This is a genomic window from Piscinibacter sp. HJYY11 (assembly GCF_016735515.1).
Classification (GTDB): Bacteria; Pseudomonadota; Gammaproteobacteria; order Burkholderiales; family Burkholderiaceae_C; genus Rhizobacter.
Genome location: NZ_JAERQZ010000001.1, coordinates 2,847,234 through 2,868,647, shown reverse-complemented (window position 1 = coordinate 2,868,647; position 21,414 = coordinate 2,847,234). Strand labels below are relative to the sequence as shown.

Annotated in this window: 19 protein-coding genes; 12 read left to right on the top strand and 7 right to left on the bottom strand. The window is 69.4% G+C overall.

Annotated elements, in window-relative coordinates:
• Nucleotides 1-80: 80 nt before the first annotated feature.
• The 6 genes from JI745_RS13245 (at nucleotide 81) to JI745_RS13220 (ending at nucleotide 6,782) form a co-directional block, all read left to right on the top strand.
• Entirely contained in the window at nucleotides 81-608 is a 528-nt protein-coding gene (locus tag JI745_RS13245; RefSeq protein WP_201807353.1) for an FxDxF family PEP-CTERM protein, read from the top strand.
• Nucleotides 609-714: 106 nt separating this feature from the next.
• Entirely contained in the window at nucleotides 715-1,752 is a 1,038-nt protein-coding gene (locus tag JI745_RS13240) for an SPFH domain-containing protein (protein ID WP_201807352.1), read from the top strand.
• 22 nt (nucleotides 1,753-1,774) lie between these two features.
• Nucleotides 1,775-3,355: a DUF4178 domain-containing protein gene (locus JI745_RS13235; protein ID WP_201807345.1), complete on the top strand. Its 1,581-nt coding sequence runs from the start codon at nucleotides 1,775-1,777 to the stop codon at nucleotides 3,353-3,355.
• Nucleotides 3,356-3,392: 37 nt separating this feature from the next.
• Nucleotides 3,393-3,611, top strand: coding sequence for a DUF350 domain-containing protein (locus JI745_RS13230; RefSeq protein WP_201812531.1), 219 nt, complete (start codon nucleotides 3,393-3,395; stop codon nucleotides 3,609-3,611).
• Between the two features lie 4 nt (nucleotides 3,612-3,615).
• Nucleotides 3,616-5,175, top strand: coding sequence for a polyamine aminopropyltransferase (locus JI745_RS13225; RefSeq protein WP_201807343.1), 1,560 nt, complete (start codon nucleotides 3,616-3,618; stop codon nucleotides 5,173-5,175).
• Nucleotides 5,172-6,782 carry an NAD(P)/FAD-dependent oxidoreductase gene (locus JI745_RS13220; protein WP_236674985.1) on the top strand — a complete coding sequence of 537 codons (1,611 nt, stop codon included), beginning with the start codon at nucleotides 5,172-5,174 and terminating at the stop codon, nucleotides 6,780-6,782. Before JI745_RS13225 ends, JI745_RS13220 begins: the two co-directional genes overlap by 4 nt.
• On the opposite strand, the gene JI745_RS13215 is transcribed toward JI745_RS13220, so the two are convergent.
• A complete protein-coding gene (locus JI745_RS13215; RefSeq protein ID WP_201807321.1) occupies nucleotides 6,779-8,164 on the bottom strand; it encodes an aminopeptidase P N-terminal domain-containing protein in 1,386 nt (461 codons plus the stop codon). The two genes, JI745_RS13220 and JI745_RS13215, sit on opposite strands and share 4 nt — an antisense overlap.
• Before the next feature lie 4 nt (nucleotides 8,165-8,168).
• Nucleotides 8,169-8,930 carry a hypothetical protein gene (locus tag JI745_RS13210; RefSeq protein WP_201807309.1) on the bottom strand — a complete coding sequence of 254 codons (762 nt, stop codon included), beginning with the start codon at nucleotides 8,928-8,930 and terminating at the stop codon, nucleotides 8,169-8,171.
• 143 nt (nucleotides 8,931-9,073) lie between these two features.
• On the opposite strand from JI745_RS13210, the gene JI745_RS13205 reads away from it, so the two are divergent.
• Both JI745_RS13205 and dmeF read left to right on the top strand, forming a co-directional pair.
• On the top strand, nucleotides 9,074-10,054 hold the full coding sequence (locus JI745_RS13205) for an aldo/keto reductase (protein WP_201807307.1): 981 nt from the start codon (nucleotides 9,074-9,076) through the stop codon (nucleotides 10,052-10,054).
• Between the two features lie 10 nt (nucleotides 10,055-10,064).
• Nucleotides 10,065-11,066 (top strand): CDF family Co(II)/Ni(II) efflux transporter DmeF, encoded by a 1,002-nt coding sequence (gene dmeF / locus JI745_RS13200; protein ID WP_201807305.1) that lies wholly within the window; start codon nucleotides 10,065-10,067, stop codon nucleotides 11,064-11,066.
• Between the two features lies 1 nt (nucleotide 11,067).
• Here dmeF and murU read toward each other — a convergent pair whose 3' ends face one another.
• On the bottom strand, nucleotides 11,068-11,766 hold the full coding sequence (gene murU / locus JI745_RS13195) for an N-acetylmuramate alpha-1-phosphate uridylyltransferase MurU (RefSeq protein WP_201807300.1): 699 nt from the start codon (nucleotides 11,764-11,766) through the stop codon (nucleotides 11,068-11,070).
• Nucleotides 11,763-12,128: an adenosylmethionine decarboxylase gene (gene speD / locus JI745_RS13190; RefSeq protein WP_201807299.1), complete on the bottom strand. Its 366-nt coding sequence runs from the start codon at nucleotides 12,126-12,128 to the stop codon at nucleotides 11,763-11,765. Before speD ends, murU begins: the two co-directional genes overlap by 4 nt.
• Nucleotides 12,129-12,191: 63 nt before the next feature.
• Here speD and tkt point away from each other — a divergent pair, with 63 nt between their 5' ends.
• The 4 genes from tkt to JI745_RS13170 all read left to right on the top strand — a co-directional run bounded on the left by tkt (nucleotide 12,192) and on the right by JI745_RS13170 (nucleotide 19,185).
• Nucleotides 12,192-14,219, top strand: coding sequence for a transketolase (gene tkt / locus JI745_RS13185; protein WP_201807292.1), 2,028 nt, complete (start codon nucleotides 12,192-12,194; stop codon nucleotides 14,217-14,219).
• A gap of 42 nt (nucleotides 14,220-14,261) precedes the next feature.
• On the top strand, nucleotides 14,262-15,260 hold the full coding sequence (gap, locus tag JI745_RS13180) for a type I glyceraldehyde-3-phosphate dehydrogenase (protein ID WP_201807290.1): 999 nt from the start codon (nucleotides 14,262-14,264) through the stop codon (nucleotides 15,258-15,260).
• Between the two features lie 235 nt (nucleotides 15,261-15,495).
• Nucleotides 15,496-17,493, top strand: a complete 1,998-nt coding sequence (locus tag JI745_RS13175; RefSeq protein WP_201807282.1) for a S8 family peptidase — start codon at nucleotides 15,496-15,498, stop codon at nucleotides 17,491-17,493.
• 78 nt (nucleotides 17,494-17,571) lie between these two features.
• Nucleotides 17,572-19,185: a S8 family peptidase gene (locus tag JI745_RS13170; RefSeq protein ID WP_310738615.1), complete on the top strand. Its 1,614-nt coding sequence runs from the start codon at nucleotides 17,572-17,574 to the stop codon at nucleotides 19,183-19,185.
• Here JI745_RS13170 and JI745_RS13165 read toward each other — a convergent pair.
• Genes JI745_RS13165 through JI745_RS13155 form a run of 3 tightly spaced genes read right to left on the bottom strand, consistent with a single transcriptional unit; the run spans nucleotide 19,163 to nucleotide 21,290 of the window.
• A complete protein-coding gene (locus JI745_RS13165) occupies nucleotides 19,163-19,834 on the bottom strand; it encodes a hypothetical protein (protein WP_201807278.1) in 672 nt (223 codons plus the stop codon). The genes JI745_RS13170 and JI745_RS13165 overlap by 23 nt on opposite strands.
• The gene (locus JI745_RS13160; RefSeq protein WP_201807277.1) at nucleotides 19,834-20,745 is read right to left on the bottom strand and encodes a biotin--[acetyl-CoA-carboxylase] ligase; all 912 of its coding nucleotides are present in this window, start codon (nucleotides 20,743-20,745) and stop codon (nucleotides 19,834-19,836) included. The genes JI745_RS13165 and JI745_RS13160 overlap by 1 nt, the downstream gene beginning before the upstream one ends.
• Before the next feature lie 14 nt (nucleotides 20,746-20,759).
• On the bottom strand, nucleotides 20,760-21,290 hold the full coding sequence (locus JI745_RS13155; protein ID WP_201812530.1) for an SET domain-containing protein-lysine N-methyltransferase: 531 nt from the start codon (nucleotides 21,288-21,290) through the stop codon (nucleotides 20,760-20,762).
• Between the last annotated feature and the right edge of the window lie 124 nt (nucleotides 21,291-21,414).

Here is a 21,414-nt window from a genome sequence, read left to right as displayed (position 1 = left end):
CCGCGTCACAACACCGCCGGTGCGCCCACTGGCACATTCAGATACGTATTCGACATCACCAAAACACCCGGAGGTTGTTCATGAAATTCAAGGCGCTGGCTCTGCTCTTGCTGGCAATGGTTGTTGGCACCCCGGCCTCGGCCGCATGCACCCAGACATTCAACCTCGGCGTGATGGGCCCGCCCGCGTTGCGCGTGTTCGGCAACGACTTCGGGGCGACCACCCATTTCGAAGACTGCTACAACTTCACGCTGAACGGCCCGGCCGACTCCTTCGGCGCGACCTTCGAGTTCGACTTCTCCTCGCTGCGCAACATCGACATCAGCTCGCTGAGCCTGACCGGCGGCAACCTCACCAGCGCGCTGACCGACACCTCGCCGTCCTCCTTCAGCTTCAGCAACCTCGCCGCCGGCGTGTACCAGTTCGTCGTGACGGGTGACGTCACCGGCCGCAACGGCTTCGACTGGTTCGGCCAGGTGGGCTACGTGGGCGCGATCGCCACTGCCGCTTCGGTGGCCGCCCCGGTGCCGGAGCCCAGCACCTACGCACTGCTCGCCGCCGGCCTGCTGGCCGTGGGTGCCACGGTGCGTCGCCGCCACCAAAGCTGACCTGCGTTTCCGGGTGTGAGATGCAAAGCGGGCTTCGGCCCGCTTTTGCTTTTTGGGGCGCCGCATTCGCCCCTATGATCATCTGCCTCTTCAACGGGAGACCACCATGGGCCTGATGGATTTCATCAAGAAACAGTTCATCGACGTTCTGGAATGGACGGAGTCCGGCGACGGCGTGCTCGCCTGGCGCTACCCGATGGCCGGCAATGAAATCCAGTACGGTGGCTCGCTCACCGTGCGCGAGTCGCAGATGGCGGTCTTCGTGAACGAAGGCAAGGTGGCCGACGTGTTCGGCCCCGGCATGTACAAGCTCACCACGCAGACGCTGCCGGTGCTCACCTATCTCAAGAACTGGGACAAGCTCTTCCAGAGCCCGTTCAAGAGCGACGTCTACTTCTTCAGCACCCGCCAGCAGATCGACCAGCGCTGGGGCACCACGCAGCCGGTCACGATCCGCGACAAGGACTTCGGCGCCGTGCGCCTGCGCGCGTTCGGCAACTACAGCTACCGCATCGTCGACCCGAAGCTCTTCCACACCGAGATCTCGGGCACGCGCGACACCTACACCGTCAGCGACCTCGACGGCCAGTTGCGCGGCCTGATGCTGCAGCACATCTCCGATGCAGTGGCCTCGAGCGGGGTGGCCTTCCTCGACCTCGCGGCCAACCAGATCGAGTTTGCCAAGGCGCTGCAGGAAGCCACCGCCCCGTCATTCACCGCGCTCGGCCTGAAGCTCGAGGGCGTAACGATGCAGAGCGTCTCGCTGCCGGAGGAGCTGCAGAAGATCCTCGACCAGAAGATCGGCATGGGCATGGTCGGCAACGACATGGGCAAGTTCATGCAGTACCAGACGGCGCAGTCGATTCCGAAGTTCGCCGAAGGCGCGGGCTCGGGCGGCGGCAGCGTGGCGGGCGATGCGATGGGCCTGGGCGCCGGCGTGGCGCTGGGCCAGGTGCTGGCCGGCCAATTGGCGAGTGGCCTGCAGGGTGGGCAGCAGGCGCCTGCCGCCGCTGCCGCGGCGGCCATCCGCCCCGACGAGGTGATGGCCACGATCGAGAAGCTGGCCGACCTCAAGGCCAAGGGCATCCTCACGCAGGAGGAGTTCGATGCCAAGAAAGCGGAACTGCTGAAGAAGCTGGTCTGACCGGCTCGCGCACCGACCGCTCTTGGCAACAGAACCCAGCCCACAGCGCGCCTACCGGGCCGCGTGCCCCAACTGCGGCGCGCCGGTCGACTTCCGCTCGGCCGCATCGGCCTTCGCCGTCTGCAGCTTCTGCCGCAGCACCATCGTCCGCGAGGGCGAGGCGCTGCGCAAGATCGGCGAAAGTGCCGAGCTCTTCGATGACCACTCACCGCTGCAGTTAGGCGCCGGCGGCAAGTACCAGGGCAGCGGCTTCACGCTCGTGGGCCGCCTGCAGTACCGCTACAAGGACGGCACCTGGAACGAGTGGCACGCGCTCTTCGACAGCGGCCGCAGCGGCTGGCTGAGCGAGGACAACGGCCGCTACGTCCTCTCGTTCGACGTGGCGCTGGATGGCACTGCCCCACCGGCCGAGCAACTGCGCCCCGGCGCCCAGCAGATCGTCTCGGGCCAGCCGTGGACGGTGGCCTCGGTCACCGCCGCCAAGCTGATCGCCGCCCAAGGCGAACTGCCCTTCAAGCCCAACACCGAGCGCGGCTTCGTCGTCGCCGACCTGCGCAACGCGCGCGACGAGGTCGGCACGCTCGACTACAGCGACCCCGCGGCGCCACACTGGTCGATCGGCCGCTCGGTCGCGATCAGCGAGCTCGCGATGACCGGCCTCGCCGGCGGCGCAGAGAAGACGTTGAAGGGTCGCAGCATCGAATGCCCGAGCTGCGGAACCTCGCTCGAGGTCAAGCTCTCCACCACGCAGAGCATCGTCTGCCACCAGTGCCATGCGGTGGTCGACCTCACCTCCGCCGATGGCGCCGGCAAGGGCATCGGCGGTGACCTGGCCCACTACGCCCAGGACAACGGCGACGAGCCGCAGATCCCGCTCGGGCGGGTGGGCACGCTCAAGCTCGGCAAGATCGCCCGCGCCTGGCAGGTGGTCGGCTACGTGGAGCGCTGCGAAGAAGGCGAGGACGAGCAGAGCTTCTGGCGCGAATATCTGCTCTATCACCGCGAAGAAGGGTTCGCCTTTCTCGTCGACGCCGAAGACGGCTGGAGCTGGTCGGCCCCCATCACCGGGGTGCCCACGCCCTCGGGGAACGGCGTGCGCTACCAGGGCGCGCAGTACCGCCAGATGTACCGCTACACCGGCCGCATCACCTACGTGCTGGGCGAGTTCTACTGGCAGCTCAAGCGTGGAGAACAGACGAGCAACGTCGACTACCAGGGCCCTGGCGGCAAGCGGCTCAACCTCGAGATGACCGAGGGCGAGCAGGTCTGGTCGGCCGGCGAGACGCTCAACGCCGCCGACGTGGCCAAGGCCTTCCGCCTGGACGCCGACAAGAGCGCTGCACTCAAGCGCGATGCCGGCCCGACCTCGGGCAACGCGGCGAGCCTGCTCGCCAAGATCTTCTTCTGGGTGTTCATCGTCGTGGTGCTGCTGATGCTCTTCCGCTGCAGCGACGACGACCGCCGCGACTGCGAGCCCCTGCGTGCCAGCTATGGTGAAGCCTCGCAGGAATACCAGAGCTGCCTGGCCAGCAACCGCAGCAGCGGCTACCGCACGAGCGGGGGCTCGTGGGGCGGCTTCTCCAGCGGCGGCGGCCACAAGTGATGCATCTGCTTCTCAATTTCTCAAGGAGAGTCCCATGATGGGTATCGAATGGCTGAAGCCCAGCGTCTTCTTCGGGTCCATCCTGTACGCGCTGATCGGTGTGTTCGTGTTCTGGATCTGCTTCGTCATCGTCGACAAGCTCACGCCCTATGACCTGTGGGGCGAGATCGTCGAGAAGAAGAACGTCGCGCTCGCCATCGTGGTGGGTGCGATGTGCATCGCGATCGGCTTGATCGTCGCGGCCGCCATCCACTAGTGCGTTGAACACCACCGAGCCGGCCGCGCGCATCCGCCCGGCCGAAGTCGCGCTGCTGGCGTCGGTCTTCGTCGTCGCCGCCTGCGGGCTGGTGTACGAGCTGGCGGCGGGTGCGCTGGCGAGCTACCTGCTGGGCGACTCGGTCCTGCAGTTCTCCACCATCATCGGCGCCTACCTCTTCGCGATGGGCATCGGCTCGTGGCTGTCGCGCTATTTCGAGCGCCAGCTGGTGGCGCACTTCCTGCGCATCGAGCTCCTGGTCGGCCTCATCGGCGGGCTGATGCCGGCGGCGCTCTTCGCGCTGCAGACGCTGCCGACGGCCGGCTTCCGCTTCGTGCTCTACAGCCTGGTGCTGTTGGTCGGCACGCTGGTGGGCCTGGAGATCCCGCTGGTGATGCGCATCTTGAAGCGCCACTTCAGCGAACGCTATGCGCTGAAGGACCTGGTCTCCCAGGTGCTGACCTTCGACTACCTCGGCGCGCTCGCGGTCGCGGTCGCCTTTCCGCTGCTGCTGGTGCCGCACCTCGGGCTCGTGCGCACCGGCGCCTTCTTCGGCCTGCTCAACGCGGCCGTGGCGGTGTGGGCACTGTGGCTCTTTCGCGGCGAGCTGCGCGAGCTGTGGTCGCATGTCGTCGCCTGCGTGGGCGTCATTGCGGCGTTGCTCGGCGCGATGGCCTATGCCGATGAGATCAGCACCTGGGCCGAAGACCGCTTCTACGCCGACCGCATCGTGTACAGCGAGACCAGCCGCTACCAGCGGGTGGTGGTCACCTCGGGGCGGGCCGGTGTGCGGCTCTACCTGAACGGCAACCTGCAGTTCCACTCGCGCGACGAATACCGCTACCACGAGGCCCTGGTGCACCCGGCGATGGCAGCGCACGGCGCGCCCAAGCGCGTGCTGGTGCTCGGCGGTGGCGACGGCATGGCGGTGCGCGAGGTGCTCAAGCACCCGAGCGTGGAGGCGGTGACGCTGGTCGAGCTCGACCCGCACATGACGACGCTCTTCGCCGAGCAGCCGATGCTGCGCGAGCTCAACGGCGATGCGCTGCGTTCGCCCAAGCTCACGGTCGTCAACGCCGATGCCTTCGCCTGGCTGGAACAGGAGAAAGAAAAGAGCGCCGGCACCTTCGACGTGATCGTGGTCGACTTCCCCGACCCCACCAACTTCTCGCTCGGCAAGCTCTACACGACGAGCTTCTACACGCTGCTCGACGCGCACCTCGCCGCCTCGGGTTATGCGGTGGTGCAGACCACCTCGCCGCTGATCGCGCGCAAGAGCTACTGGACGGTCGCCACCACGCTCGAGGCCGCCGGCCTCACCACCACGCCGTACCACGCGCACGTGCCGAGCTTCGGCGAGTGGGGCTTCATCCTGGCCAGTCGCCGGCCGTTCCGCCTCCCGACCGCGCTGCCGAGCGGCCTGCGTTTCCTCACCGTCGAAGGCCTGCCCGGCCTGCTGCAGTTCCCGCCCGACATGGCGCGCGTGCCGGCCGAGCCGAACCGGCTGTCGAACCAGGTGCTGGTGCAGACCTTCGAGCAGGAATGGGGCCGGGTGCATCCATGAGCTCGCGCCGGCGCTCGCTGCTCTTTGCAGCGGCGAGCCTGCCGCTGGTGGCGGCCTGCAAGCGCACGCCCGAGTCGCCGTACGACGGCGGGTGGGTCGGCGCGGATCATGCGCGGGGCCACCGCCTGCGCGACCTCAAGAGCGGCAGCCTCCCCACGCCTGCGGCGACACGCCGCGTCAACGTGCTCATCGTCGGCGCCGGCGTGGCCGGCCTGGCCTGCGCTCGCGCGCTGGCACGCCGAAACATCGACGACGTGCATCTCGTCGACCTCGAAGACGCCGCCGGCGGCAACAGCCGCGGCCACCGCATCGCCGGCATGGCCTGCCCGCTCGGTGCGCACTACCTGCCGGTGCCCGCCGAGGCCGATGTCGACCTGGTCGAGCTGCTGGCGTCCTTGGGCCTGAGCCGCATCGAACACGGCCGGCGCGTCTACGACGAGCGGCATCTCTGCCACAGCCCGCAGGAGCGGCTCTTCATCGGCGGCCAGTGGCAGGAAGGCCTGCTGCCGGTGATCGACCAGCCCGAGGCCACGCTCGCGCAGTACCGCCGCTTCGGTGAGGAGGTGGCGCGTGTGGCACGGCTCGGCTTCAGCCTGCCGACCTCGCGCGCGCCGTGGACGCCCTCGCATCAGGCGCTCGACGCCGTCACCTTCGCACAGTGGCTCGACACCCATCGCTTCGACGCGCCGGCGCTGCGCACCTACCTCGACTACTGCTGCCGCGACGACTATGGCGCCGGCCTCGGCCACGTCTCGGCCTGGGCCGGCCTGCACTATTTCGCCAGTCGGCATGGCTTTCACGCGCCGGGTGACGACGCTGACGGCGACACGCGCGAAGGCGTGCTCACCTGGCCGCAGGGCAACGGCTGGCTCACCGAGCGACTGGCCGAGCCGCACCGCGAACGCCTGCACACCGGGCTCGTTGCCTTGGGGGTGGAAGAAGGGCGGCACGAGGTGAGTGTGGACCTGTGGCACGCGGCGGCCGAGCGCCTCGAGCGCTGGACGGCGAAGCAGGTGGTGCTCGCCACGCCGCTTTTCATCTCGGCCCGCCTGCTGCGCGCGCCGCCCGCGGCGCTGCAGGCCGCCGTCACGCCGATGCGCCATGCGCCGTGGCTGGTCGCCAACCTGCACATCGACGAGCCGCTCGACGATGCCGGCGGCGCGCCCCCCGCATGGGACAACGTGCTCCACGGCAGCCCCGCGCTTGGCTATGTGAACGCCATGCACCAGAGCACCCGCCCGCACCCCGGCCCGACGGTGCTCACCAGCTACTGGGCGCTGGGGGGCGACAACGCCGAGCAACTGCGTGCCCACCGCACACGCCTGCTGAACGACGACTGGGCGACCTGGTCGCGCGTGGTGCTGGCCGACATGGCGAAGGCGCACCCCGACCTGCCTGCCAAGGTGAAACGCGTCGACCTCATGCGCTACGGCCACGCGATGAGCATCCCGCTGCCCGGACTGCGTGGCCATGCGGCGCTGCACGCCCTGCAGTCACCTGCACGCCCCGGCACACGGGTGCACTTCGCGCACAGCGACCTGTCGGGCTACTCGGTGTTCGAGGAAGCCTTCTTCCACGGCACCCGCGTGGGCCGCGCCCTCGGCTAGCCGCGCATCAGCGCTTCGATCTCGTCGGCCCGCACCGGCACGCCGCGGCTGATGAGCTCGCAGCCTGTGGGGGTGACCACCGCGTCGTCCTCGATGCGGATGCCGATGTGCCAGTAGCGCTCGGGCACGCCTTCGGCCGGGCGCACGTAGAGGCCCGGCTCCAGCGTCACCACCATGCCGGGCTCGAGCTTGCGCGAAGGGTGCTTGACGACACGGCCGCCCAGGTAGTCGGGCTGCTCGAACGGCGCTTCGTCGCGCGAGAGGTAGTCGCCGGTGTCGTGCACGTCGCGGCCCAGCCAGTGGCCGGTGCCGTGCATGTAGAACTGGCGGTAGCTTGCGCGCTCGATGATGTCGTCGAGCGTGCCGTGGCGGTCGTGGCTCAGGAGGCCGGTGTCGAGCATGCCTTGCGCCAGCACCCGCACCGCGGCGTGGTGCGCCTCGCGGTGGCGCTCGCCGGGCCGCGTGACGGCGACGGCCGCGTCCTGCGCCGCGACCACGATGTCGTACAGCTCGCGTTGCGGCGCGCTGTAGCGGCCGCTGGCGGGGAAGGTGCGCGTGATGTCGCTCGCGTAGCCGTCGAACTCGCAGCCGGCGTCGATCAGGCACAGCTCGCCGGCCCGCAGGCGCGTCGGGCCGGCGCTGTGATGCAGCACGCAGGCGTTGGCCCCCGCCGCGACGATCGACGGGTAGGCCGGGCCGGCCGCGCCCTGGCGGCGGAACTCATGCAGCAGCTCGGCCTCGATTTCGTATTCGGCGAGCTCGCCCGCCGGCTCGGCGCGGAAGCGTGCGGCGCAGAAGCGCATCGCGCGCACATGGGCCGCGGCGGAGATGGCGGCGGCGCGCCGCATCAGGGCCAGCTCGTCAGCGGCCTTGAAGAGACGCATCTCGTCGAGCATCGCGGCCAGGTCGCGGTGCGAGACCGGCGGCGCGTGGCCGAAGTGGGACTGCTCGCGCACGGCGGCCAGCCAGCCGTCGAGCTGCTCGTCGAGCGTGCCGCGGGTGCCGAAGACCGTCCAGACGGCGGGCTGCTGGTTCAGCAGCTCGGGCAGGCGCTGGTCGAGCTGCGCGATGGAAGAGGCCGCGTCGACGCCCAGCGCGTCGCGGGCCGCCTCGGGCCCCAGGCGCACGCCGGTCCAGACCTCCTGCTCGGGGTGCTTGTCGCGGCAGAAGAGCTCGCAGTGGCCATCGGCGCGCAGCACCAGCGTGGCCTCGGGCTCGTCGAAGCCGGTGAGGTGGTGGAAGTGGCTGTCGGGCCGGAACGGGTATTCGGAATCGCGGCTGCGCATCGCCTCGGGGGCGGTCGAGACGATGGCGAGGCCGCCGCCGGCGGCACGCAGGCGCCGGGCCAGCTCGGCGCGGCGTTCACGGTGCACGGCGCTCATCGGGTCAGGCTTTGCCGGAGCCTTCCACGCGCTTCACGGCCGGGGGCAGGTCGGGGGATTGCGCCTGCTTGCGCAGGCGGCGCAGCTCGCGCATCAGCTCGCGGTCCATCGAGGCGGGCTCCTGGGCCGCGCGGGCCGCAGCAGCGCTGCCCTCGTCGGCCGAGCGCTTGACGGCTTCGCGGTCGCCGCCCAGCTGCTGGCGGCTCCGGATGTGGTTGGCCAGCGATTCCACCGCCTCCACCTCGCTGTGTGCATCGGTCTTGGGCAGGGCCACCACGCGCTTGTCGTTCATGCGCATGTTGAGCCGGCAGGTGCGGTTGCGGTTGAAGTGGCGCAGCGTGTAGCCGGGGGCGTCGGCCTCGACCACCGAGACGTCGCGGATGTTCTCGATCGCCACCTGGTGCACCTTGTGGCCAAAGCCGCGCTGGAACCAGACGTAGCTCGCGCTGACGGTCACGCGCTCCCAGCGCGCCATGTCGAGCGCCACCGCGCCCAGCAGCATCAGGAACCCCAGCACGCCGACCCAGCTGAGCTTCCAGGTCATGCCGATCCACATCACGATGCCGGAGGCCAGCACCAGGGCCACGACTTCGAGCATGGCGCGGTCGGCGGTGCCGTAGACACGCCGCTCGTAGCCGGCGAATTCGGGCTCGCCGCTGGCCAACGGGTAGGCCGCCGAGGCCAGCGCCTTGGCGCCCCGGCTGAGCAGGATGTGGCCGGCCACTGCGATGGCCAGCAGGAAGGGCAGGGCGAGAACGGCTGTCACAGCCTGAAAGGTAGCGCGAACCCCGGGCTAGCGAAAGGCCTGCGGCCGGCGCGGTCAAGGGAGCCCGACACACGGTTGATTCGGTCGGCCGAGCGGCCACACCTGCGTGGCTAAGATGCCTCAGACCAAGGAATGGAGAACACATGCAATACCGGCGTCTGGGCCGCAGCGGCCTGAAGCTGAGCGAACTGTCGCTCGGCTCCTGGGTGACCTACCACCAGCAGGTGGACAGTCGTGCGGCCACCGAGCTGATGGCCGCCGCGATGGACGCCGGCATCAATTTCTTCGACAACGCCGAAGCCTATGCCGAAGGCCAGAGCGAGGTGGTGATGGGCGAGGCGCTGAAGGCGCTCAAGCGCCCGCGCTTGAGCTACGTGGTCTCGACCAAGTTCTTCTGGGGGATCGACCATGGCGGCGTCAAGGCCAACCAGCTCAACACGCTCAACCGCAAGTACCTGATGCAGGCCATCGACGGCTCGCTCCGGCGCCTGCAGCTGGAGCACATCGACCTCGTCTACTGCCACCGCCCCGACCCCGAGACGCCGATCGAGGAGACGGTGCAGGCCATGAGCGACATGGTGACGCAGGGCAAGGCCTTGTACTGGGGCACGAGCGAGTGGTCGGCCAAGCAGATCCGCGCGGCCTACGACTTCGCCGAGCGCGAGCGGCTGCACCGCCCACTGATGGAGCAGCCGCAGTACCACCTCTTCGCGCGTTCGCGGGTGGAGCGCGAGTACAAGCGGCTGTACGACGACATCGGCCTGGGCCTCACCACCTGGAGCCCGCTCGCCAGTGGGCTGCTCACCGGCAAGTACCGCAGCGGAGTGCCGGCGGGCAGCCGCGGCGCGTTGCCCGACATGGGCTGGCTGGTGAAGAACCTCACCGACCCGGCGCGCAACGCCGCCGTGGCGCAGCTGGAGCCGATCGCACAGGAGCTCGGCGGCACGCTCGCGCAACTCGCCATCGCCTGGGTCATGCGCAACCCTCATGTCAGCACGGTGATCCTCGGCGCGTCGAAACTCTCGCAACTGCAGGACAACCTGGGGGCGCTCGCCCTCGTGCCGAAGCTGACGCCCGAGGTGCTGGCCCGCATCGACCGCATCACCAAGACGCTCGCAGACTGAAGTTCTCTCCATGGCCCACACCCACGACCTCAAGCCCTGGCAACACGCCCACGTGTTCGACACAGGCAACCGCCTGGGTGAACGCCGCACGCACTGGGTGCTGGCGATCACGCTGCTCACGATGGTGGTGGAGATCGCCGCCGGCTGGTGGACGGGCTCGATGGCGCTGCTCGCCGATGGCTGGCACATGGGCACGCACGCGCTGGCGCTTGCCGTCACCGCAGGGGCCTACTGGCTCGCACGGCGCCATGCGCAGGACACGCGCTACACCTTCGGCACCTGGAAGATCGAGGTGCTGGGCAGCTTTGCGAGCGCGCTGGTGCTCGGGCTCGTGGGCGTGGGCATCGTCGTCGAATCGGTGGTCCGGCTGTGGCGGGCCGAGCCGCTGGAGGCGCAGTCGGCGCTGGTGGTGGCGGTGATCGGGCTCGTCGTGAACCTCGTGTCGGCGTGGCTGCTCCACGGGGCCCAGGGCGGGCACGGCCACGGCCACGACCACGACCATGGGCACGGTCATCACGACCACCATGGCCATCACCATCATGGCCACCCGCACCACGACCATGGCCACGCCCGCGCCGGCGAAGACCTCAACCTGCGCGCCGCCTATGCGCACGTGCTGGCCGATGCGCTGACCTCGGTGTTTGCGATCGTGGCCCTGTCGGCGGCGCTGTGGCTGGGCTGGACCTGGCTCGACCCGGTGGTGGGCATCGTGGGAGCGGTGGTGATCGGCGTGTGGGCCTGGGGCCTGATGCGCCAGTCGGCGGCCGTGCTGCTCGACCGCGAGATGCACCTGCCGATCACGCAGGAGGTGCGCGACGCCATCGAGTCGGACGGTGACGCCAAGGTGGCCGACCTGCACGTGTGGCGCGTGGGCCGCGACAAGTTTGCCGCGATCGTCTGCGTGGTCGCCGATGTGCCGCTCGCGCCCTCGGTCTACCGCGAGCGGCTGGCGGTGCACGAAGAGCTGGCGCACGTCTCCATCGAAGTGAACCGCTGCCCGCACATGGGCTGATCTATGGTGGGTCGGTGTTGAGCGCGTTCAGCCGCTCGACCGTGCCCACGTCGGTCCACGGGCCGTCGTAGGCGGTGGCCTCGATGCGGCCGGCGTCGGCACCGGCACGCAGCAGCGGGGTCAGCGGCAGCTTGTCGCCGACCTTCACACCATTCACGATCGCCGCGCGGAAGAGGCCGACGCTGGCCCAGGTGCGTTTCGGTGTGACGGTGCGCGAGGCGCGGCCTTGGGCGTCGATGCCGAAATCGCCCTCGGGATGGTGCGGCGCGTTGGGCACGAGCCACAGGTGGGCGAGCGCACCGCCTGTCGCGAAGCGCTGGGCAGCGGCCGTGTCGAATCGGAAGCCGGGCAGGAAGACGTCGCCCGAGACGACCCAGAAGCATTCCAGCGTCGTGTCCGTCAGCAGTGGCAGCGCCTTGGCGATGCCGCCGGCCGTTTCCAGTGCGCCGCCGTGGTCGCGGCCTTCCAGCGAATAGCGGATCGAGACGCCGTACCGCGCGCCGTCGCCCAGCGTGTCGACGATGCGCTCCTCCAGCCAGGCGGTGTTGATCACCACGTCGCGGATGCCGTCGCGCGCCAGCGCCTCCAGGTGCCACACGATCAGCGGCTTGCCCTGCACCTCGAGCAGGGGCTTGGGCGTGTGGTCGGTCAGTGGGCGCATGCGTTCGCCGCGCCCTGCGGCCAGGATCAGGGCTTTCATCTGGAGGCTCCTCGCTCGAGTGCATGCTGCTCCACCTGCCGTGGGGCAAAGCGGGTGATGAGGGTGTCGAGCAGATGGCGCGCCTTGTGGGAGTTGTCGGCGCCGAAGTTGCACACATACACGTCGAGCGTCACCGCGCCGAGTTCAGGCCAGGTGTGCACCGCGAGGTGCGACTCGGCGAGCAGCACCACGCCGGTCACACCGCCCGCGCCGGGGAAGGTGTGGAAGAGCTCGCCGACCGGCTGCAGGCCGGCGTCCTGCACGGCCGCGAGGCACAGGCGACGCAGCGCATGCGGGTCGGTGAAAGCGGGCGTCTCCGAGGAGCATCCCCGTAAATCGGCGGTGAGGTGCAAGCCGTGCATCGGCGCAGATTATCGAGCCCCGTAAAATGCCGGGTTTCCCCCCAAACCACCCCCAGCGAGCCCATGACCGCGATCGCCTCCAACACTTCCTTGATGGCGAACGCCATCCGTGCCCTCTCGATGGACGCGGTCCAGCAAGCGAACTCCGGGCACCCCGGCGCCCCGATGGGCATGGCCGAGATCGCCGTGGCGCTGTGGGGCCGGCACCTCAAGCACAACCCGGCCAACCCGCACTGGGCCGACCGCGACCGCTTCGTCTTGAGCAACGGCCACGGCTCCATGCTCATCTACTCGCTGCTGCACCTCTCGGGCTACGACCTGCCGATGAGCGAGCTGCGCAACTTCCGCCAGCTGCACAGCAAGACCCCGGGTCACCCGGAAGTCGGCATCACCCCCGGCGTTGAGACCACCACCGGCCCGCTGGGCCAGGGCTTCACCAATGCGGTGGGCCTCGCGCTTGCCGAGAAGCTGCTCGCGAAGGAATTCAACCGCGACGGCCACGCGATCGTCGACCACCACACCTACGTGTTCCTCGGCGACGGTTGCCTGATGGAAGGCATCAGCCACGAAGCCGCGGGCCTCGCCGGTGCGTGGAAGCTCAACAAGCTGATCGCCATCTACGACGACAACGGCATCTCGATCGACGGCCAGGTCGCGCCCTGGTTCGTCGACAACACGCCCAAGCGTTTCGAGGCCTACGGCTGGAACGTGATCGCCAAGGTCGACGGCCATGACGTCGACGCCGTCGACCGCGCCATCGCGCAAGCGAAGAAGAGCGACAAGCCCACCCTCATCTGCGCGCAGACCACCATCGGCAAGGGCTCGCCCAACCGCGCCGGCACCGCCAAGGCACACGGCGAAGCGCTGGGCCATGAAGAGATCAAGCTCACCCGCGAAGCGATGGGCTGGACGCACGAGCCCTTCGTCGTGCCCGAAGAAGCCTATGAACAGTGGGACGCCCGCCAGGACGGCCTGAAGGCCGAGACCCAGTGGGTCGACGCCTACGAGGCCTACGCCAAGGCCTACCCCGAGCTGGCAGTGGAACTGGTGCGCCGCCTCGACGGGCAGCTGCCCAAGGGCTGGGCACAGACGGTCAAGGAGGCCTTGGCCGCCACGCACGCCAAGGCCGAGACGGTGGCCAGCCGCAAGGCCAGCCAGCTCGCGCTCGAGGTCTTCACCAAGGCCCTGCCCGAGCTGCTCGGGGGCAGTGCCGACCTGACCGGCTCCAACCTCACCAACACCAGCAGCACGCCGGCGCTGCGCTTCGACGACAAGGGCGAGCCCAACGGCGGCCGCCACATCAACTACGGCGTGCGCGAGTTCGGCATGGCCGCCATCATGAACGGCGTGGCGCTGCACGGCGGCTACATCCCCTACGGCGGCACCTTCCTCACCTTCAGCGACTACAGCCGCAACGCCATCCGCATGGCCGCGCTGATGAAGCAGCGCGTGGTGCACGTGTTCACGCACGACAGCATCGGCCTCGGCGAAGACGGCCCGACGCACCAGTCGATCGAACACGCCGCCGCGCTGCGCCTGATCCCCGGCCTCGACGTCTGGCGCCCCGCCGACACCACCGAGACCCTGGTCGCGTGGGCCTCGGCGATCGAAAGCAAGAGCCGCCCGAGCGCGCTGCTGCTCTCGCGCCAGAACCTCACCTACTCGCCCAAGGCCGACCTCGACGGCATCGCCAAGGGTGCCTACGTGCTGGCCGAGCCGAGCGAAGTCGGCCTCAAGAAGAAGGCGCAGGCGGTCATCATCGCCACCGGCTCCGAAGTGCAGCTCGCCCTGCATGCGCAGCTGCAACTCGCGGTGAGCGGCATCGCGGTGCGCGTGGTGTCGGCCCCGTCCACCAGCGTCTTCGACCGCCAGAGCGTCGAGTACAAGAACGCGGTGCTGCCGGCCGGCCTGCCGCGCATCGCGGTGGAGATGGGGGTGACCGACGGCTGGTGGAAGTACGGCGTGTCGGCCGTCGTCGGCATCGACACCTACGGCGAATCGGCCCCGGCCGGCGTGCTCTTCAAGCACTTCGGCTTCACGTCGGAAAACGTGGCCGACACGGTACGCGCCGTGCTGCAGAACAAGCGTTGAACGGACAACAGGTTTTCGGTTTTCTACATAGGAGCGAATGACATGACCATCAAGATCGGTATCAACGGCTTCGGCCGCATCGGGCGCATGGTGCTGCGCGCCGCCGTCGCGAACTTCAAGGACGTCCAGATCGTCGGCATCAACGACCTGCTGGAGCCCGACTACCTCGCCTACATGCTCCAGTACGACAGCGTGCACGGCCGCTTCGACGGCAGCATCGCCGTCGACGGCAACACCCTGATCGTCAACGGCCAGAAGATCCGCCTGACGCAGGAGCGCGACCCCGCCAACCTGAAGTGGAACGAGGTCGGTGCCGACATCGTCGTCGAGTCGACCGGTCTCTTCCTGACCAAGGAAACCGCGCAGAAGCACATCGATGCCGGTGCCAAGAAGGTGGTGATGTCGGCCCCGTCGAAGGACGACACGCCGATGTTCGTCTACGGCGTGAACGACAAGTCGTACAAGGGCGAGGCCATCATCTCCAACGCCTCCTGCACGACGAACTGCCTGGCGCCGCTCGCCAAGGTGCTGAACGACAAGTGGGGCATCAAGCGCGGCCTGATGACCACCGTGCACGCCGCCACCGCCACGCAGAAGACCGTGGACGGCCCGTCCAACAAGGACTGGCGCGGCGGCCGCGGCATCCTCGAGAACATCATCCCGTCGAGCACGGGCGCGGCTAAGGCCGTGGGCGTGGTGATCCCCGAGCTGAACAAGAAGCTGACCGGCATGTCGTTCCGCGTGCCGACCTCCGACGTGTCGGTGGTCGACCTGACCGTCGAGCTGGTGAAGGAAGCCTCGTACAAGGAGATCTGCGCCGAGTTCAAGGCCCAGTCCGAAGGCGCGCTGAAGGGCGTGCTCGGCTACACCGAGGACAAGGTCGTCGCGACCGACTTCCGTGGCGACCCGCGCACCTCGATCTTCGACGCCGAAGCCGGCATCGCCCTCGATGGCACCTTCGTCAAGCTCGTGTCCTGGTACGACAACGAGTGGGGCTACTCCAACAAGGTGCTGGAGATGGTGCGCGTCATCGCCAAATGAGGTGACGGCCGCCGGGCTCCGGCGGCCTCCCTTCTGCACCGCAGCAAAAGGGCCTCGCAAGAGGCCTTTTTTCATGCCCGGCCGGACTTTGTTGCAACCGGTCGTTTCGATCCGGTCATTTGCGGCATGGCGTGACACGCCGCCGCGCGGGGCGTGCCTACACTTCCCGCCACACTGGCCGCCAGGGTTCCATGGGAGGCGCGCCGGCGCACAGATTCCCTCAGGAGCTTCTTTCATGCGTACATCCTGGCCCGCCGCGGTCGCACTTGCCTTGCTGGCACCGCTGGGTCTTCATTCGCCGCCGCTGCAGGCGCAGAGCACGGTCGTGTCCGCGCCGAATGCGCGGGTGATCGTCAAGTTCAAGGCCGGCTCGGCGTTGCTCACCGAGCGTGTGCAGGCGGCCTCCGCGGGTGCGGAGCGTGCGCAGTTGCTCGGCCAGCGGGTGGGTGTGGCGCTGAACGCCGGGGCAGCGGTGGGTGACCGGGCCCAGGTGCTCGCTGCACGCGGCATCAGCTCCGGCGAGCTGGCCCGCCGCCTCGCCGCCTTGCCGGATGTCGAGTACGCCGAGCCCGATGTGCGGCACCGCCGCACGGCAGTGCCCAACGATCCGCGGTATTCCACGGTGCTGCTGGCCTCGGGTGGGCCGGTGGCTGGCCAGTGGTACCTCAAGCCATCGAGTTCGACGCTGGTGTCGGCGATCAACGCCGAGACGGCCTGGGACACGACCACCGGCAGCGCGGCCGTCGTCGTGGCCGTGCTCGACACCGGCATTCGCTTCGACCATCCCGACCTGGGCGCGGCTGGCGTGGGCAACCTGCTGCAGGGCTATGACATGGTCGATGCCGATCCGGCGCCGATCAACGGCTTCCACACCGCCAACGACGGCAATGGCCGCGACAACGACCCCTCCGACCCGGGCGACTGGATCAGCCCGGCCGACGTGAGCAGCGGAAATTTCGACGGGTGCTTCGTCGAAGACAGCAGTTGGCACGGCACGCAGACGGCCAGCCTGGTGGGAGCGCTGACGGACAACGGCATCGGCATGGCCAGCGTCGGTCGCACCGTGCGGGTGCTGCCCGTGCGGGTGCTGGGCAAGTGCGGCGGCTACACCAGTGACATCGCCGCCGGCATCCTCTGGGCGGCTGGCCTGCCGGTCTCGGGCGTGCCCAACAACGCCAATCCCGCCAAGGTCATCAACCTGAGCCTCGGCGGCTCCGGGTCCTGTTCGCAGACCTACCAAGCCGCGATCACGGCGGCCGTGAATGCCGGCGCCGTGGTGGTGGTCTCGGCCGGCAACAGCGACGGGCAAGCCGTCTCGTCGCCGGCCAATTGCACCGGCGCCCTGGCCGTCACCGGCTTGCGCCACGTGGGCAGCAAGGTCGGCTTTGCCGACGTGGGGCCGCAGGTCGCCATCGCGGCCCCGGGCGGCAATTGCGTCGACACGAGCGGCGTCACCTGCCTGTACCCCATCATGACTGCCACCAATGCCGGGTCGACCACGCCAGCGGGTTCGAGCTACACCGATGGCAACAACCCCGCGGTCGGCACCAGCTTCTCGGCACCGATGGTGGCCGCGACGGCGGGGCTCATGCTTTCGGTTCGCCCGGGCATGACGCCGGCGGAGGTGCGGGCCGCGCTGCAGGGCAGCGCGCGGGTGTTCCCGGTCACGGGCGGCGATCCGGGCACGGCCACTTGCCATGCACCCAATGGCGCTTCGCAGGCTGAGTGCTACTGCACCACCAGCACCTGCGGCGCCGGCATGCTCGACACCAACGGCGCAGTGCTGGCGGCACAGCGCGGCCTGCAGGCCCTGATCACGCAGAGCACCTCCACGCCGCGTGCAGGGCAGGCGCTGACCCTGAGCGCGGCCAGCAGCTACGTGCTCGGTGGGCGCACGATCAGCAGCTACCAATGGACGCTCGTCGATGGCGGCGGCATCGTCACGAGCCTCGGCACGACCACCGGGTCCACCGTCACCGTGACCCCGTCGACGACAGGGCGTTTCCGTGTCAGCGTCACCGTGACCGACAGCACCGGCGCCCAATCCACCTCGGCGCAGGCCGTCACGGTTGACACGCCCGCCCTCATCAACGGTGGCGGCGGCGGTGGGGATGGCGGCGGTGGCGGCGGCCTGGGCCTCCTGTGGCTGGCCGGCCTCGCTACGGCGGTGGTGGCCCTTCAGCTCCAGCGGAACCGCATTTGCTCCATGAAGGAGTCGCGCCGCCGGCGATGAGTTCACCCTCCCCGCGGCGCTCCGTCATGAAGGAGAAGCGCCATGGGGATGTGGAGCCGGAAGAGGTGTCGTCAGGTCGTGGTGTTCGCCGCCACGGGCCTGCTGTCGTGGACGGCGGTGCACGCCGCGCCGGTCGATGGCCTGATCGTCAAGCTGAAGGACGCGCCGGCGCATGAGCGCGCCGCGCAGCTGGGCGCCTCGGCATCGGCAATGCACACCGAGCGCCTGCAAGGTCTGCTGCAGACCGAACGGATGACCGAAGCGCGCACGCGCCCGGCCGGCCGTGATGCCCAGCACCTGGACTTCGGTCGCCGGCTGTCGCAAGACGAGGCCCGCGCGATGGCCGAGCGCCTGCGTGCCCGACCCGAGGTCGACTGGGTCGAGCCCAACAGCCGCGAGCGCCTGCTGCAGGCCGCCCCCACGCCCAACGACGTCTACTTCCCCTATGTCTCGCCCACCGACCTGGGCCAGTGGTGGCTGCGTCCCGAGGGCGAGACGACCGGCAACCAGCTGCCGAGCTTCGGCGCGCCTGGCGTGCAGAACGCCTGGGCGCTGCAGACCGGCCAGCCCACGGCGGTGGTCGCGGTGCTCGACACCGGCATCACGTCGCACGTCGACCTGGCCGGGCGGGTGCTCCCCGGCCGCGACTTCGTCTCCGACGTCGAATACGCCAACGACGGCAACGGCCGCGATGCCGACGCGTCCGACCCCGGCGACTGGGTGTCGCAGGCCGACATCAACGGCAACCCCGCGCTCTTCGGCGATTGCCCCGAGCAACCCAGCTCCTGGCACGGCACCATCATCAGCGGCATCGTCGCCGCCGCCACCAACAACACCATCGGCGTGGCCGGCATCAGCTGGAACGGGCGGGTGCTGCCGGTGCGCGTGGCAGGCAAGTGCGGCGCCACCGTGCTCGACATCACCGACGGCATGCGCTGGGCCGCCGGGCTCCCGGTGCCGGGCGCACCGGCGAACCCGAACCCGGCCCGCATCGTCAACGTGAGCTTCGGCGGCAGCGCGGCCTGCGGCAACCTGTACCAGAGCACGGTCGACGAGCTGGCAAGCCTTGGCGTGGTGGTGGTCGCCGCCGCGGGCAACGAGATGGGCGCGGTCACGCGGCCAGCGAGCTGCAACGGCGTGGTCGGCGTGGCCGCGCTCGCGCGCGACGGGCTCAAGGCCTCGTACTCCAACTTCGGCCCGCAGGTCACCATCGCGACCGTCGGCGGCGATGCCGACGCCGACGATGGGCTGCTCACGCTCATCAACACCGGCACGCAGGCGCCCGGGGCCGACGGCTACGGCAACGTCTTCGGCACCAGCTTCGCGACACCGGTGGTGGCGGGCGTCGTCAGCCTGATGCTCAGCACCAACCCGCAGCTCTCGGTGGCGCAGGTGATCACCGGCCTGCGCACGACGGCGCGGCCCCATGTGCAGTCGTCGAGCGGCGTGCCCGCCTGCTCCGCGTCGGCACGCGATGTGTGCGTCTGCACCACCAGCACCTGCGGTGCAGGCGTGCTCGATGCGGATGCGGCCGTGCGCTATGCGGCCTCGCCATCCTCACCGTCTGCGCCGCGCGACGACGGCGGTGGTGCGCTGGGGCTGGCGTGGTTGCTGGGGCTCGCGCTGGCGGTCGCGGCGCTGGCCCGTGCGGGCCGCGAGCCGCTGCCGGTCAGGGCCGGGCGCAGGCGGTGAAGGTCTTGCCGAGCAGGGCCTCGGCGCGCAGTCCGGCCAGCCGGGACTGCAGCGTGCTGTCGGCCCGCTCGACGCGCAGGCTGTGCGTCACGGCCGGTGCCGACAGCGGCATCACGCGCGCGGTGCGCACGCCGCGCTGGGCCACGTCGGCGAGCGCCTTGTCGGCCGCGGCCCGGGTGTCGTAGCGGCCGCCCAGGGCGAGGCCGTCGGCCAGTTCGGGCGGTGCGTTGCGCAGCTCCTCGTAATTGATCTTCAGGCGCTTCAGCTCATCGGCCTTCTTCTGCAGGGCCTCGCGGGTGGGGTACTTGCCCATGTAGACGATCCACACCCCCGGCGATTCGGTCTTCAGGCTGGCCCAGCTGCCGGCCGGCAGCACCGTCTGGAGCACGCCTTCGGCTGCGCCGATCTGTGCCGGCGTGTAGGGGCCGGCTTCCAGGCAGGCCGGCGCGGCTTCGGTGACCGCCGCGGTGGCGACCACGGCCGAGGCCGGCAGCACGCGGATCGTCTCGGGCTTCACCTGGCGGTTCAGCCGCTCGGGCTCACGGTCACCCTGCGCCCGCACGCCGGTCAGGTTGTCGAGCATGCCCTGCGTCCACGCATAGAACGCGAGGTTGGCCAGCAGCAGCGCGACGACCAGCAGGCGCAGCATCAGCGGGAGTCCTCGGCGCTCGAGCCGAGCCGCACGCTGACCTCTCCGCTGCTCACCTCGTGCACCCTGCCATCGCCTTCGCGCACCAGCAGCGCACCCTTGGGCGAGATGCCGGCGGCCACCCCGGTGGGCACGCCGGCCTGCGTGGTGGTGACGACCTGGCCACGCAGCAGGTCGCGCGCGGCATAACGTTCGGCGAACGGGGCGAAGCCTTCCTTCTCGAAGGTCTTCAAGGCCTGCACCAGAGGCTCGGCCACCACCGCGAGGGCGCTCGGGGCGGTGGCCTCGAGGTCGAGCTCCTGCAGGCAGGCATAGCCGCTGCTCAGGTCCTCGAGCGGCTGCGGCTTCACGTTGACCCCGATGCCGATCACGGCCAGCCGCACCGGGCCGGCGGTCACGGTCTCGATCAGGATGCCGCCGAGCTTGCGCCCCGGCGGGTTGCCCGGCATGGGCTGCGCGTCCATCAGCCAGAGGTCGTTGGGCCACTTGAGGCCGATCCGCTGGGCCGCGCCCGAAGGCTCGAGCGCGTCGGCGATGGCGGTGCCGACCGCGAGCGAGAGGCCCGACCAGTCGGCCGGGTTCATCGGCAGCGAGAGCGAGAAGGTCAGCGACGCGCCGGCGCTCGCCTGCCAGGTGCGGCCCAGCCGGCCGCGACCGCCGGTCTGGTGCTCGGCGACCAGCAGGCAGGGCTGCACGTCGGCGGCGCGGCGGCCGAAGGCGCTGCTCTCGACGCTGCGGCGCACCTGCACCAGTTCATCGGTGGGCGGCTCGGCGCGCACCCGGGCCCGCTCGAGCAGCGCACTGTTGGTCGACACGCTGCGCGCCACCACCTCGACGCTCAGGCCGGGCAACAACGGTTCCAGCCGCTGCCACAGCGACTCGGCTCCCCATTGCAATGTCTGCTGGCTCATGGGTGGACCGCCTTCTAACGTTTCGGCGAGAGCATGGTGCCGCGGCAGTTTTTCGCACCGCAGCGGCATTCATATTCTTTCTTCAGCTTCTTCGTGTACGGCTCATCGATGGTGAGGCCATAGTCGTAGAAGAGTTCCTCGCCCGGCTTCAAATCGCGCAAAGCCTTGATGAAGACGCGGCCATTTTCCTCGTCGGCCTCGCAATTCGGCTTGCAGGAGTGGTTGATCCAGCGGGCCGAGTTCCCACCTACATTGGCGTCGATTGCGTCGCCGCTGTCCAGTGAGAAATAGAAGGTGTGGTTGGGGTCGCTCGGGTCGTGCGGGTGGCGGCGCAGCGCTTCGTCCCAGGAGATGGTCTCGCCCTTGTATTCGAGGATGACCTCGCCCTTGGCGATGGGTGCGATGGCGTAGACGCCCTTGCCGTGCACGCCGCTCTTGCGGACCTGGGTGCGCTTGCCGAAGGCGGCCTTGGCCGCCTTCAGGGCCTTGGCGTTGCTCTTGGGTTCCTTCGGGGCTTGGGGTTTGGCGCCCTGGGCTTGCGTCATCGGTCTGATTGGGTACATTGAATTCATGGGTGCGCGCATGCGTGTGCGCACATACACGTGTGTGCGCATGCGCATGCGCGCGAGAGCCCGGATTGTAGAGAGAGCGCCGGCGGGGCCGGCATGA